Origin of the sequence: Scandinavium sp. (genome assembly GCF_032012665.1) — a bacterium.
GTDB lineage: Bacteria > Pseudomonadota > Gammaproteobacteria > Enterobacterales > Enterobacteriaceae > Scandinavium.
On record NZ_DALZVG010000007.1, the window covers coordinates 66680 to 80332 of the forward strand.

The following is a 13653-nucleotide window of genomic DNA, read 5'->3' on the forward strand; positions in this document are numbered from 1 at the left end:
TCCATTTCCTTAATATGCACGCAGCGTCTGAAAAACCGAGGCCAGCTTGCCGGCGTCTTTGATACCCGGTTCAGATTCTACGCCTGAATTGAAATCGAGCCCCGCGCAGCCGCTTTTCGCCGCTGCCACACAATTATCCGGGCTAAGGCCACCTGCCAGCAGGACGTTGCTTAAGTCCTGTCCATTCAGCAGTGACCAGTCGAAGCTTTGGCCTGTGCCGCCCTGGCCGTTGTCGAACACGTATTTGTCGACATGATTCAGCGTGCGGGCAGGCAGCGTCTCTTTTACGCTCAGCGCTTTCCATATTTGCACGTTCTCAGGCAGGGCAACGCGAAGCGCGTCGATATACGCCTGATCTTCATTGCCGTGCAGCTGTACCGCCGCCAGCTTCAGGCTTTCTGCTTTGGCGACGATATCCGCCAGGTCAGTATCCCGGAACACGCCAACGTAGCTTAGCGGTGCGCTGTTGATGACGTCGCGGGCCTGCGCTTCATTGACGTAGCGGGGAGAGGAAGGCACAAAAATCAGCCCGCCATAAAGAGCGCCAGACTCGAAGGCGGCCTGCGCATCCTGGCTGCGCGTCAGCCCGCATACTTTGTTTTCGCCAAGCAGCACGCGACGCACGGCAGCATTAAGATCGTCGTGCGCCATCATCGCTGAGCCAATCAGGAAGCCGTTGGCGAAATGACTCAGTTCACGGACCTGACCATAGGTGTTAATGCCGGATTCGCTGATCACCGTGACGCCTGCGCCCAAACGCGGGGCGAGCTGGCGGGTACGATTGAGATCGATTGAGAGATCGCGCAGGTCGCGGTTATTGATGCCGACGACTTTTGCGCCGAGCGCAATAGCGCGCTCCAGCTCTTCTTCATTGCTGACTTCCGTCAGCACGCCCATGCTCAGGCTGTGCGCCACGGCTGAGAGCTGACGATATTCGTCATCATCCAGCACCGACAGCATCAGCAGGCAGGCGTCGGCCTGATAGTAGCGGGCCAGGTAAATCTGATACGGATCGACGATAAAGTCTTTGCACAGAATAGGCTGCGGCGCGATTTGGCTGACGATGGGCAGAAAATCGAAGCTGCCCTGGAAGTATTTCTCGTCCGTCAGCACGGAGATAGCGGACGCATAGTGTTTGTACACCCCGGCGATACGCGCCGGGTCAAAATCTTCACGAATGACGCCTTTCGACGGCGACGCTTTTTTGCATTCGAGGATGAATGCGGTGCGTGCACCCTGTAGCGCATCATAGAAATGGCGCTGGCTCGGCTGAACCTCATTCTGGAAGCTGGCTAACGGTTGCTGCGCTTTGCGGTCTTCAACCCAGATACGCTTATCGGCAACAATTTTGGCTAAAACGGTCTGCATTTCTTATCCTCTTGCCGCTAATGCGGTTACGCGATCGTAGGCTGCACCGCTGTGCAGAACATCCATTACCTTTTTCACGTTGGCTTTTAAATCTTCATGGCCGTGAAGGCGCATCAGCATGGCGACGTTGGCAGAGACTGCCGCCTCGTGGGCACTCTCACCTTTACCCTGGAGTAAACGGGAAAGAATGTCACGGTTTTCTTCCGGGGTGCCGCCTGCCAGCTGCTCCTGACGATATGGCGTCAGGCCAAAGTCCTCGGCGGTCAGCTGATAGCTGTGAATTTCGCCGTCTTTCAGTTCCGCCACCACGGTTGGCGCATGCAGGGAAACTTCATCCATTCCGCCGCTGTGTACCACGGCGGCACGCTGATAGCCGAGCACGCGCAGGGTTTCAGCTATCGGCAGCACCAGCTCCGGGCTGTAGACGCCAATCAGCGCCAGCGGTGGGTGCGCCGGGTTGATCAGCGGCCCGAGCACGTTGAACAGCGTGCGGGTTTTCAGCTGCTGACGAACCGGCATCGCGTGGCGGAATCCGGTGTGGTATTTCGGCGCGAACAGGAAGCAGACGCCAAGCTCATCCAGCGCTTCCCGGGATTTATCGGCGTTCATGTCCAGATTAATGCCGAAGGCCGCGAGTAAATCGGAGGAACCGGACTTGCTCGATACGCTGCGGTTGCCGTGTTTCGCCACTTTCATTCCACAGGCCGCCGCCACAAAGGCGCTGGCGGTAGAGATATTGATGCTGTTGCTGCCGTCGCCGCCGGTGCCGACGATATCGGCAAACGCATATTCAGGGCGCGGGAACGGCGCGGCGTTTTCCAGCAGCGCGGTGGCGGCCCCGGCAATTTCCTGCGGCTGCTCACCACGCACTTTCATGCTGACCAGCGCGGCGGCCAGCTGCTCCGGCTTCACCTCACCACGCACAACGGCGGAGAAGAGCTGGTGGCTTTCCTGCTGGGTCAGGGTTTGCGCCTGATACAGCTTTTCCAGAATCGGCTGCAGCAGATTGGCCGGCTCCAGCTTTTTCAGCGCCCATTCCAGAGTCTGTTCCAGCAGGCGTGCACCGTGGCTGGTCAGAATAGATTCCGGATGGAACTGGAAGCCAACCACGCGATCGGCATCGTGACGGACGGCCATCACCATGCCGTTAAAGCTGGCGTTGATCGTCAGCCCGGCCGGAATATTGCTGCCGACCAGCGAGTGATAGCGCGCAACCGGCAGCGGGTTCGCCAGCCCGGCGAACATTGCCTGACCGTCGTGTTCAATGCTGGAGGCTTTGCCGTGGAGGATCTCACCTGCCTGACCGACGTAGCCGCCGTAGGCTTCAACAATCGCCTGATGGCCGAGGCAGATGCCGATGATAGGCAGCTTGCCGCGCATGCGGGTCAGAAGCTCTGGCATGCAGCCTGCTTCAGATGGCGCACCCGGACCCGGTGAGAGCATCAACACCGGATTATCCATGGTGGCCAGACGTTCAATCAGCGTCTGTGCCGGTACATGGTTGCGGTAGATGACCACGTTATGCCCGCTGGCGCGCAGCTGGTCGGCCAGGTTGTAGGTAAAGGAATCAATATTGTCGAGCAGCAGAATGTCAGCCATCAGAAAATCTCCTCTGCGTGGTGGGCCTGAGCAATGGCGCGCAGCACCGCGCGAGCTTTATTACGGGTTTCATCGGCTTCGGACTGCGGTACGGAGTCAAGCACCACGCCAGCACCGGCCTGGACGGTGGCAATGCCGTTTTCAACAAAGGCAGAGCGGATCACGATGCAGGTATCAAGGTCGCCGTGAGCGGTGAAGTAGCCCACCGCACCACCGTAGCTGCCACGGCGTTTGCCTTCGGCGGCTGCAATCAGCTGCATCGCGCGTACTTTCGGTGCGCCGCTCAGCGTGCCCATATTCATGCAGGCGCGATAGGCGTGCAGCACATCAAGATCCTGGCGCAGCTCGCCAACCACGCGGGAGACCAGATGCATCACGAAGGAGTAGCGGTCCACTTTGGTGAGGTCTGCCACGTAGCGGCTGCCCGGCGTACAAATACGCGCCAGATCGTTACGCGCCAGGTCAACCAGCATCAGGTGCTCCGACATCTCTTTCTGGTCGGTACGCATTTCCAGCTCGATACGGCTGTCGAGGTCGCGATCGAGAGAACCGTCGGCCCGGCGGCCGCGCGGACGCGTACCGGCAATTGGGTAAATTTCAATCTGGCGGTTGCCGGCATCGTACTTCAGCGAGCTTTCCGGCGAGGCACCGAACAGGCTGAAGTCGTTATCCTGCATAAAGAACATGTACGGGCTCGGGTTACTTTTCTTCAGCACGTCGTAGGCCGCCAGCGGCGAAGGGCAAGGCAGCGAGAAGCGGCGGGAAGGCACGACCTGGAAAATTTCCCCGGCGCGAATCGCGCGCTGCATTTTGCGCACCACGGCACCGAACTCGTCATCGCTCTGGTTCACCTCGGTGTGCATTTTCTCTACCCGTGTAACCGGCAGCGGCATTGGCGGTTCGTTCATCTGCTGACGAATTTGCGCCAGGCGCTGGGTCAGGCGCTGCTTTTCCGCTTCCAGCGGGGTAAAGAGGCTTGCCTGAATGCGGGAGGATTTGGTCTGGTGGTCGATAACCAGCAGCGTTTCGGCCAGGTAGAAGCAGTAATCCGGGCAGGCGGTGTCGCTGTCTAACTGAGGTAAATCTTCGAAGCCTGCGACCAGATCATAAGCAAACAGGCCACCGAAGAACATCGCTTCGCGTTCGGTTTCCGGCACCGTTACCAGCGTTTGCAACAGGCGAAAGGCATCAAAAACGGACAATGAGCAAAGGCGAGCGTCTTCATCCAGCAGCGTGCTCACCGCCGGGAAATGAAGGATACGGCCATTCGGCTGGCGTTGGTTCTCCACGCCTGCGGGCAGGGCAACATCAAGCAAATCCAACAGGGCTGCGCCGTTGTCAGAGAGAGCCTGAATGGTGACAGTGTCACCTAAAGCGGTAATGCGCAGTGCACTGTCGACTAACAGCAGGCTTTTCAAATCATCTTTGCTGTCGATATCTGCGGACTCCAGCAACAGCGTCGCCGGACGCGCGCCGCACAGCTGGTGGAACAGCGCCGTCGGATTTTCGCGATAGATGGCGTCACTGGTCAGAAGCTCGAGTTTCGGTGTTGAGTTTTGCATTCTTGTTCTCGCTCAATCTGTTATCTGTGGTTCAAAAAAAAGCCCGCTCACTGGCGGGCCTGGTATCTGTTGGTCTTGTGCAGACGCGATCGTACAGCCCGATTTCAGGTTGTACGCCACCAGCTATGAAAAGTAACGGTAAAGTGGGTCATCGCAGATACCTCGTTGTGTGAACTTGTGTACTAGTTAACTAGTCCGAGAGGGTAAAGTCAACCCCTGATTTCAGAAATTCATTCACAACGGCTATGATGGACGCCGACATAAGCCTGACCTGATTGCATAACTGAACTCCGGAGTGATTTTGAGCGACCATCCCTACGCCCTGATTTACGACCTGCACAGCCACACAACCGCCTCCGATGGACGCCTGACGCCCGAAGCGCTGGTGCACCGTGCGGCTTCAATGCGCGTGGGTACGCTTGCGATAACCGATCATGATACCGTAGCGGCCATTCCTGCCGCCCGGGCTGAAATCGCCCGCGCGGGGCTGCCGCTGAATTTAATTTCAGGCGTGGAGATTTCGACCGTCTGGGAAAATCATGAGATCCACATCGTTGGGCTGAACATTGATATCGGGCATCCGGCAATGACTGCGTTTCTGGCGCAGCAGACTGAACGTCGCCAGCAGCGCGCGAAGCTGATTGCTGAACGACTGGAAAAAGCGCAGATCCCCGGCGCATGGGAAGGCGCGCTGGCGTTTGCCGACGGCGGCGTGGTCACGCGCGGCCATTTTGCCCGTTTCCTGGTTGAAGCGGGCAAGGCCAGCAACTTCAACGACGTCTTTAAAAAATACCTCGCCCGCGGTAAAACCGGATACGTTCCGCCACAGTGGTGTACAATAGATCAAGCTATTGATGTGATTCACCATTCTGGTGGTAAAGCGGTGATTGCCCATCCGGGACGCTACCAGCTCTCCGCCAAGTGGCTGAAAAGACTGCTGGCGTTCTTCAGTGAATGCGGTGGCGACGCCATGGAGGTCGCCCAGTGCCAGCAGGCCCCCCACGAGCGAACGCAGCTTGCCGCTTATGCACGTCAGTATGGATTACTGGCGTCACAGGGGTCTGATTTTCATCAGCCTTGCCCGTGGATCGAACTTGGCCGGAAGCTGTGGCTTCCCGCCGGGGCGGAAGGCGTGTGGCAGAGCTGGGAAGCGCCCCAGGATAAACGAGAGGAAGTATGAGTCAGTTTTTTTATATTCACCCGGAAAACCCGCAGCAGCGCCTGATCAACCAGGCGGTGGAAATCGTGCGTAAAGGCGGCGTTATCGTCTATCCCACGGATTCTGGCTATGCGCTTGGCTGTAAAATTGAAGACAAGGGCGCGATGGAGCGGATCTGCCGTATCCGTCAGTTGCCGGACGGCCACAACTTCACCCTGATGTGTCGTGACCTGTCGGAGCTGTCGACCTATGCCTATGTGGACAACGTGGCCTTCAGGCTGATCAAGAACAACACGCCGGGTAACTACACGTTTATTCTCAAAGGCACCAAAGAGGTGCCGCGCCGTCTGTTGCAGGAAAAACGCAAAACCATCGGCATGCGCGTACCGTCAAACCCGATTGCCCAGATGCTGCTGGAAGCGCTTGGTGAACCCATGCTCTCCACGTCCCTGATGCTGCCGGGCAGTGAATTCACCGAATCCGATCCGGAAGAGATCAAAGACCGACTCGAGAAGCAGGTAGATCTGATCATTCACGGCGGCTATCTCGGCCAGCAGCCCACCACGGTTATCGACATTACCGAAGATTCTCCGGTGGTGCTGCGCGAAGGCGTGGGCGACGTGAAACCGTTCCTGTAATCTCTGCGAGTGGTACCTTGTGCCACTCCGTTTCACCCTGTAGCGCCAGCGAAGCGCTTCCGTCATCTGATGAAGTCCTGAGCCCAAAACGTTGCTGCTGCGGTCAATCCGCTCTTTGAGCGTTATCCCTGGATGTCAGGAAAACAGAGCCGTTTAATCTGGCGGCGCGAAAAAGCGCTGTCGGAGCGCGTGTGGCGATATCCAGCGCTAATGAGATGAACCTTTTCACCGAAAATTCATGTATTATGTGCGGTCACGCAACGCCGGGCGGGTGAAAACACGCCGCTGACGGCGCAAGAATCACTCTGTCGACAGGTTCAGTTTTCGCTAACGTGTTGATTTTGCATGTATACCAGACGCCTGGGAAGGCGACACCTTAAGGATGCTCGATGAGCGAGAAATTACAGAAAGTGCTGGCTCGTGCCGGCCACGGCTCCCGCCGTGAAATCGAAACCATGATTCAGGCAGGTCGCGTCAGCGTCGATGGCAAAGTAGCCACGCTGGGCGATCGCGTTGAAGTGATCCCGGGTCTTAAAATTCGTATCGACGGTCATCTTATCTCCGTCAAAGAGTCCGTGGAGCAGATTTGCCGCGTGCTGGCGTACTACAAACCGGAAGGTGAGCTGTGTACCCGCAGCGATCCGGAAGGGCGCCCAACGGTGTTCGATCGTCTGCCAAAACTGCGCGGTGCGCGCTGGATTGCCGTCGGGCGTCTGGACGTGAACACCTGCGGTTTACTGCTGTTCACCACCGACGGCGAGCTGGCAAACCGTCTGATGCACCCAAGCCGCGAAGTTGAGCGTGAATACGCCGTGCGCGTGTTTGGCGAAGTTGACGACAACAAAGTGAAACAGCTCTCACGCGGCGTGCAGCTGGAAGATGGTCCGGCGGCGTTCAAAACGATTAAATTCACCGGCGGTGAAGGTATCAACCAATGGTACAACGTCACCCTGACCGAAGGCCGTAACCGCGAAGTCCGTCGTCTGTGGGAAGCCGTTGGCGTGCAGGTGAGCCGTCTGATTCGCGTTCGCTATGGCGATATTCCACTGCCAAAAGGCCTTCCGCGCGGCGGTTACACCGAGCTGGATCTGGCGCAGACTAACTACCTGCGTGAACTGGTGGAACTGAAGCCTGAAACCGAATCAAAAGTGGCGGTGGAAAAAGACCGTCGTCGCATGAAGGCGAATCAGATTCGGCGTGCGGTGAAACGCCATACGCAGGTGAGCGGTAAACCGGCGAAAAGCGGTGGGGCTCGTCGCTCCAGCAGCCGTAATAACGGCAGCGGTTCATAACCGCCGTTCGATGCAAAAAGGCCCCTCAGGGGCCTTTTTTGTCAGTAGTCGATGCCGATCTGCGCCTTGATGCCTGCGTCAAATGCGTGCTTCACCGGACGTAACTCACTCACCGTATCGGCCATCTCCAGAATATCCCTGTGGCAGCCGCGGCCCGTGACAATGACCGTCTGCTGGCGTGGACGCTGCTCGAGCGCTGTGAGCACCTCCTGCAGCGGCAAATAGTCATATGCCACCATGTAGGTCAGTTCGTCGAGAATGACCAGATCCAGGGTTTCATCCATCAGCATCCGTTTTGCGTGCTGCCAGACGGCGAGACAGGCGGTGGTATCGCCCGCTTTGTCCTGCGTGTCCCAGGTAAATCCTGTCGCCATCACCTGAAATTCGACGCCGTGCGGCTCCAGCAGGTTGCGCTCGCCGTTTGGCCATTCGCCCTTGATAAACTGGATCACGCCAACTTTTTTACCGTGGCCGACTGCGCGGGTGGCGGTGCCAAATGCTGCAGTGGTTTTCCCTTTTCCGTTGCCGGTGAGCACCAGCAGGATCCCGCGTTCCTGCCGGGCTTCCGCGACGCGGGCATCGACTTTCTCTTTTAGCCGCTGCTGACGCTCGCGATGTCTTTCGTCACTCATTGCGCAATACCTGGTTTGCGGCCCGGCTGAGCATCAAAAGTCATCCCGGTTTTGCGGCGGCTGTCGTCGCCCATCAGCCACAGGTAGAGCGGCATAATGTCGGCAGGGGTTTTCAGCTTCTGCGGATCTTCTGTAGGGAACGCGCTGGCGCGCATGCCGGTGCGGGTGCCGCCCGGGTTAATGCAGTTGACGCGAAGCTGACCCTGATACTCCTCTGCCAGCACCTGCATCATGCCTTCGGTGGCGAATTTAGAGACGGCGTAAGCCCCCCAGTTGGCGCGCCCCTGCTGGCCGACGCTTGAGGACGTAAAGACCAGCGAGCCGGAATCTGAACGAAGTAATAAAGGAAGCAGCGCCTGGGTCAGCATAAAGGTGCCGTTGACGTTGACCTGCATGACGTCCTGCCAGACGTCGATTTTCTGCTGATCCATTGGCGCCACGTCACCTAAAAGGCCGGCGTTATGCAGCACGCCGTCGAGCCGTGGCGTATGGATGCTGATTTTTTGCGCCAGCTGTTGACACTCTTCCGGCGTGCAGGTCAGCAGGTCGAGCAGGAACCAGTACGGCACCGTGCCGCTTTCCTGCTCAATTTCGCGGGCGACGGCCCGCAGCTTATCTTCATTACGGCCAAGTAAAATGACTCGGGCGCCGTAGCGCGAGTAGGTCAGGGCGGCTTCACGGCCGATGCCATCGCTGGCACCGGTAACAAGAATGATGCGATTTTGTAGCAAATCGCGCTGAGGTTGATAATGCACGGACTCTCTCCTGTGGTGCTCAAACGCGCCACGTCGCTGTTCTGCTTCTGTTTGTTCGCTTTTCGGCTTTATGCCCTAAACGGCGACCTATTTCAATCAGCCATGCGGAAAGCATGTTCATAATTAACATTTTGCAATCATTTCATCGGTGGAGAAAAAACGGGAAGCGCGCTCGCATCGTACAATTCAGGCGGGAGACGCACCGTCAGGGCTGTTGTACACTGTGCGCGATAACTGTGTGATTCTTTTCAAGGTGGAAGCGTGGAATTACTTGCTCAATACGGGTTGTTTTTGGCGAAAATCGCCACGGTTGTAGTTGCGATAGCGGTGGTTGCCACGCTAATCGTGAATCTTACCCAACGTAAGCGGCAGCGAGGGGAGCTGCGGATCACCAACCTCAGTGAACACTATAAAGAGATGCAGGAAGAGATGAGCGTGGCTCTGCTCGACGGACCACAGCAAAAGCTCTGGCACAAGGCGCAAAAGAAGAAGCACAAGCTTGAAGCGAAAACGGCGAAGGCGAATGCAAAGAAAGCCCTGAAAGATCCGCAAGAGAAACCGAAGGCCTGGGTACTCGATTTTAAAGGCAGCATGGATGCTCACGAGGTCACCGGGCTCCGTGAAGAAGTAACGGCGGTGCTCGCGGTCGTCAAGCCTCAGGATCAGGTGGTGATTCGCTTAGAAAGTCCTGGTGGGGTGGTACACGGCTACGGCCTGGCGGCGTCTCAGCTTCAGCGTCTGCGGGAAAAAAACATCCCGCTGACTATTGCCGTCGATAAAGTAGCGGCCAGCGGTGGCTACATGATGGCGTGCGTGGGGAATAAAATTGTCTCTGCGCCGTTTGCGATTATCGGCTCTATTGGCGTTGTGGCGCAGATCCCGAACTTCAATCGTTTCCTGAAGAGCAAAGACATTGATATTGAGCTGCACACCGCCGGGCAGTACAAGCGCACGCTGACGCTGCTGGGGGAAAACACGGAAGAAGGACGGCAGAAATTCCGTGAAGATCTTAATGAAACCCATCTGCTGTTTAAAGATTTTGTACATCAGATGCGTCCACAGCTGGATATCGACGAGGTAGCAACGGGCGAACACTGGTACGGCCAACAGGCGAAAGCGAAAGGGCTGGTGGATGAAATTGGCACCAGCGACGATCTGCTGCTGGGGCTGATGGAGAGCCATGAAGTGCTGAACGTGCGCTATCTGCAACGCAAGAAGTTGATGGATCGTTTTACCGGCAGCGCGGCACAAAGCGCCGACCACCTGCTGATGCGCTGGTGGCAGCGTGGGCAGAAACCCATGATGTAAAAAAGAATGCGAGGCCTGGGCCTCGCATTTTTTTAATCGATCAGGTGGTACTTTTCAGACAGCTGATGGGCCAGATACTTGAACATATTGAAGACGGCGGTACTTTTCGGCGTCGGTAAGCCCTGTTCATCGAGATAGAACTCACCGCTGAATACCAGCACGCCGTTGCGCTGGGTGACGCCGGTGGCCTCAATGCCTTTCATGGTATCTTCATGTTCACGGATGAGACGGTTGGCTTCGGCCAGCAGGGACTGGCGATCGATAGGTTGGGATGTTTCTTGCATCTCTGACTCCTCTAAAACACTGGCGATAGTCTACGCCGGGCGCGCAACGTGGGCAAATTTTCCCTGAAAATCACAAGGACTTCCCGGCGGAGTGTCTGCTGGCGGGAATCACTTTTGCATGCTAATAAAGTTGCGTAACGGATTTTATCAGGTACAGTGTGACGCTTTCGCATTCTGGCAACAGATTTGCTTGACATTCGACCGAATATTCTTCGTGCTGTACCACCTGGCTGGAATTAGCCAGCAATCTCAACGTGCTGCCTCCGGCTTCTGGGGCCGATGCAGACCAGAGGGTTGAACTCCATTGACGCCGCCACCAGATTAGGCTCGTCGCCAGTGGAAGGTGAATTCAAGTGCGATATATGCGCCACACCCCGAGGCGGACGCGTATTTCTGGAAGAATCAAATTAGGTAAAGGTGAATATGGGTAAAGCTCTCGTTATCGTTGAGTCCCCGGCAAAAGCCAAAACGATCAATAAATACCTTGGCAATGACTACGTGGTGAAATCCAGCGTCGGTCATATCCGCGATCTGCCGACCAGCGGTTCAGCAAGCAAAAAAAGCGCTGACGCCACCGCCACCAAACCGGCCAAAAAGCCGAAGAAAGATGAGCGCGGCGCCCTGGTAAACCGTATGGGCGTGGATCCGTGGCACGGCTGGGCTGCCCAGTATGAAGTGCTGCCGGGTAAAGAAAAGGTGGTCGCGGAACTCAAACAGTTAGCTGAAAAAGCTGACCACATTTATCTCGCAACCGACCTTGACCGCGAAGGGGAAGCCATTGCATGGCACCTGCGGGAAGTGATCGGTGGTGATGACTCACGCTACAGTCGCGTGGTGTTTAACGAGATAACCAAGAATGCTATTCGTCAGGCGTTTGATACGCCGGGCGAACTGAATATCGACCGTGTTAACGCTCAGCAGGCGCGTCGCTTTGTCGACCGCGTGGTCGGGTACATGGTGTCGCCACTGCTGTGGAAAAAAATTGCTCGTGGTCTGTCCGCTGGCCGCGTGCAGTCCGTTGCGGTACGTCTGGTTGTCGAACGTGAACGTGAAATTAAAGCGTTTGTACCGGAAGAGTTCTGGGAAATCGACGCCAATACCACGACGCCGTCAGGCGAAGCGCTGCCGCTGGAAGTCAGCCACCATCACGACAAGCCGTTCCGTCCGGTCACCCGTGACGAAACCATGGCCGCGGTCAGCCTGCTTGAAAAAGCGCGCTACAGCGTGCTGGAGCGTGAAGACAAGCCAACCAGCAGCAAGCCGGGCGCGCCGTTTATCACCTCCACGCTGCAGCAGGCGGCAAGTACCCGTCTTGGCTACGGCGTGAAGAAAACCATGATGATGGCCCAGCGTCTCTATGAAGCGGGTTACATCACCTATATGCGTACTGACTCCACTAACCTGAGCCAGGACGCGGTGAATATGGTTCGTGGGTACATCAGCGACAACTTCGGCAAGAAATACCTGCCGGAAAATGCAAACCAGTACGCGAGCAAAGAGAACTCTCAGGAAGCGCACGAAGCAATTCGTCCTTCCGACGTTGCCGTGCTGGCGGAATCACTGAAGGACATGGAAGCGGATGCGCAGAAGCTGTATCAGCTGATCTGGCGTCAGTTCGTGGCCTGTCAGATGACGCCAGCCCAGTACGATTCCACCACGCTTACCGTAGGCGCGGGTGATTTCAAACTGAAGGCTCGCGGTCGCACGCTGCGCTTCGACGGCTGGACGAAAGTCATGCCTGCGCTGCGCAAAGGTGATGAAGACCGCACGCTGCCTCCGGTGAAAAAAGGCGACGATTTGGCGCTGGTTGAACTGCTGCCAGCTCAGCACTTTACCAAACCGCCGGCGCGCTTCAGCGAAGCATCACTGGTCAAAGAGCTTGAAAAACGTGGGATTGGTCGTCCGTCCACCTATGCGTCGATCATTTCGACCATTCAGGATCGTGGCTATGTTCGCGTTGAAAACCGCCGTTTCTACGCCGAAAAAATGGGTGAAATCGTCACCGATCGCCTGGAAGAAAACTTCCGCGAGCTGATGAACTACGACTTCACCGCGCAGATGGAAAACAGCCTCGATAAGGTGGCAAACCATCAGGCCGAGTGGAAAGCGGTGCTGAACGATTTCTTCGGCGATTTTACGCGTCAGCTGGAAACGGCAGATAAGGATCCGGAAGAGGGCGGCATGCAGCCTAACCCGATGATCCTGACCAGCATCGACTGCCCGACCTGCGGCCGTAAAATGGGGATTCGTACCGCCAGCACCGGCGTGTTCCTCGGCTGTTCTGGCTATGCGCTGCCGCCGAAAGAGCGCTGCAAAACCACCATTAACCTGGTGCCGGAAAACGAAGTGCTGAACGTGCTGGAAGGCGACGACGCGGAAACCAACGCGCTGCGCGCCAAGCGCCGTTGCGCCAAGTGCGGCACGGCGATGGACAGCTACCTGATCGATCCGAAGCGCAAGCTGCACGTCTGTGGTAATAACCCGACCTGCGATGGCTACGAAATCGAAGAGGGCGAGTTCCGCATCAAAGGTTATGACGGCCCGATCGTTGAGTGTGAAAAGTGCGGCTCTGAAATGCACCTGAAAATGGGGCGTTTCGGCAAGTACATGGCCTGCACCAACGACGAGTGTAAAAATACCCGTAAGATCCTGCGTAACGGTGAAGTGGCTCCGCCGAAGGAAGATCCGGTTCCATTGCCTGAGCTGCCGTGTGAAAAATCAGACGCGTATTTCGTGCTGCGCGACGGTGCTGCGGGCGTGTTCCTGGCCGCGAACACCTTCCCGAAATCGCGTGAAACCCGCGCGCCGCTGGTGGAGGAGCTGTATCGCTTCCGCGATCGCCTGCCGGAAAAACTGCGCTATCTTGCAGATGCGCCGCAGGAAGATTCGCAGGGGAACAAAACCATGGTTCGCTTCAGCCGTAAAACCAAGCAGCAGTATGTGGCTTCGGAGAAAGACGGAAAAGCAACCGGCTGGTCTGCCTTCTTCATCGACGGCAAATGGCAGGAAGTGGCGAAAAAGTAACGCATTTTCGTGACGATAAGTCTCCTCTGAAG

Annotated in this window: 11 protein-coding genes and 1 other annotated feature; of the genes, 5 read left to right on the forward strand and 6 right to left on the reverse strand. The window is 56.9% G+C overall.

Features of this window, described 5'->3' with window-relative positions:
* Positions 1-9: 9 nt before the first annotated feature.
* From trpCF to RTU33_RS08390, 3 genes are read right to left on the reverse strand one after another with little or no spacing between them, the layout of a single operon-like run.
* Entirely contained in the window at positions 10-1368 is a 1359-nt protein-coding gene (trpCF, locus tag RTU33_RS08380) for a bifunctional indole-3-glycerol-phosphate synthase TrpC/phosphoribosylanthranilate isomerase TrpF (RefSeq protein WP_312626602.1), read from the reverse strand.
* Positions 1369-1371: 3 nt separating this feature from the next.
* A complete protein-coding gene (gene trpD / locus RTU33_RS08385; RefSeq protein ID WP_312626604.1) occupies positions 1372-2967 on the reverse strand; it encodes a bifunctional anthranilate synthase glutamate amidotransferase component TrpG/anthranilate phosphoribosyltransferase TrpD in 1596 nt (531 codons plus the stop codon).
* Positions 2967-4529 (reverse strand): anthranilate synthase component 1, encoded by a 1563-nt coding sequence (locus RTU33_RS08390; RefSeq protein ID WP_312626606.1) that lies wholly within the window; start codon positions 4527-4529, stop codon positions 2967-2969. The genes trpD and RTU33_RS08390 overlap by 1 nt, the downstream gene beginning before the upstream one ends.
* Positions 4530-4562: 33 nt before the next feature.
* Positions 4563-4657 (reverse strand) — a sequence feature (Trp leader region).
* 173 nt (positions 4658-4830) lie between these two features.
* Here RTU33_RS08390 and rnm point away from each other — a divergent pair.
* From rnm to rluB, 3 genes are all read left to right on the forward strand, one after another.
* Complete coding sequence (rnm, locus tag RTU33_RS08395) at positions 4831-5709, forward strand: RNase RNM (protein ID WP_312626608.1); 879 nt, start codon at positions 4831-4833, stop codon at positions 5707-5709.
* On the forward strand, positions 5706-6326 hold the full coding sequence (locus RTU33_RS08400; RefSeq protein WP_312626610.1) for an L-threonylcarbamoyladenylate synthase: 621 nt from the start codon (positions 5706-5708) through the stop codon (positions 6324-6326). The genes rnm and RTU33_RS08400 overlap by 4 nt, the downstream gene beginning before the upstream one ends.
* Before the next feature lie 389 nt (positions 6327-6715).
* A complete protein-coding gene (rluB, locus tag RTU33_RS08405) occupies positions 6716-7618 on the forward strand; it encodes a 23S rRNA pseudouridine(2605) synthase RluB (RefSeq protein WP_312626612.1) in 903 nt (300 codons plus the stop codon).
* A 41-nt stretch (positions 7619-7659) separates the two neighbouring features.
* On the opposite strand, the gene cobO is transcribed toward rluB, so the two are convergent.
* Together cobO and RTU33_RS08415 are read right to left on the reverse strand one after the other, a co-directional pair.
* The gene (cobO, locus tag RTU33_RS08410) at positions 7660-8250 is read right to left on the reverse strand and encodes a cob(I)yrinic acid a,c-diamide adenosyltransferase (RefSeq protein WP_312626614.1); all 591 of its coding nucleotides are present in this window, start codon (positions 8248-8250) and stop codon (positions 7660-7662) included.
* Positions 8247-9005, reverse strand: a complete 759-nt coding sequence (locus RTU33_RS08415; RefSeq protein WP_312626616.1) for a YciK family oxidoreductase — start codon at positions 9003-9005, stop codon at positions 8247-8249. The genes cobO and RTU33_RS08415 overlap by 4 nt, the downstream gene beginning before the upstream one ends.
* A 261-nt stretch (positions 9006-9266) precedes the next feature.
* Here RTU33_RS08415 and sohB point away from each other — a divergent pair, with 261 nt between their 5' ends.
* Positions 9267-10313, forward strand: coding sequence for a protease SohB (sohB, locus tag RTU33_RS08420; protein ID WP_312626618.1), 1047 nt, complete (start codon positions 9267-9269; stop codon positions 10311-10313).
* Positions 10314-10345: 32 nt separating this feature from the next.
* Here sohB and RTU33_RS08425 read toward each other — a convergent pair whose 3' ends face one another.
* Positions 10346-10597: a YciN family protein gene (locus RTU33_RS08425; protein WP_312626620.1), complete on the reverse strand. Its 252-nt coding sequence runs from the start codon at positions 10595-10597 to the stop codon at positions 10346-10348.
* A gap of 423 nt (positions 10598-11020) precedes the next feature.
* On the opposite strand from RTU33_RS08425, the gene topA reads away from it, so the two are divergent.
* On the forward strand, positions 11021-13621 hold the full coding sequence (topA, locus tag RTU33_RS08430) for a type I DNA topoisomerase (RefSeq protein ID WP_312626622.1): 2601 nt from the start codon (positions 11021-11023) through the stop codon (positions 13619-13621).
* Positions 13622-13653: the final 32 nt, after the last annotated feature.

Excerpts from the sequence above, each read along its gene's own strand:
- trpCF (WP_312626602.1), bottom strand. The coding sequence starts at position 1,368 with ATGCAGACCGTTTTAGCCAAAATTGTTGCCGATAAGCGTATCTGGGTT.
- trpD (WP_312626604.1), bottom strand. The coding sequence starts at position 2,967 with ATGGCTGACATTCTGCTGCTCGACAATATTGATTCCTTTACCTACAAC.
- RTU33_RS08390 (WP_312626606.1), bottom strand. The coding sequence starts at position 4,529 with ATGCAAAACTCAACACCGAAACTCGAGCTTCTGACCAGTGACGCCATC.
- RTU33_RS08400 (WP_312626610.1), top strand. The coding sequence starts at position 5,706 with ATGAGTCAGTTTTTTTATATTCACCCGGAAAACCCGCAGCAGCGCCTG.
- rluB (WP_312626612.1), top strand. The coding sequence starts at position 6,716 with ATGAGCGAGAAATTACAGAAAGTGCTGGCTCGTGCCGGCCACGGCTCC.
- cobO (WP_312626614.1), bottom strand. The coding sequence starts at position 8,250 with ATGAGTGACGAAAGACATCGCGAGCGTCAGCAGCGGCTAAAAGAGAAA.
- RTU33_RS08425 (WP_312626620.1), bottom strand. The coding sequence starts at position 10,597 with ATGCAAGAAACATCCCAACCTATCGATCGCCAGTCCCTGCTGGCCGAA.
- topA (WP_312626622.1), top strand. The coding sequence starts at position 11,021 with ATGGGTAAAGCTCTCGTTATCGTTGAGTCCCCGGCAAAAGCCAAAACG.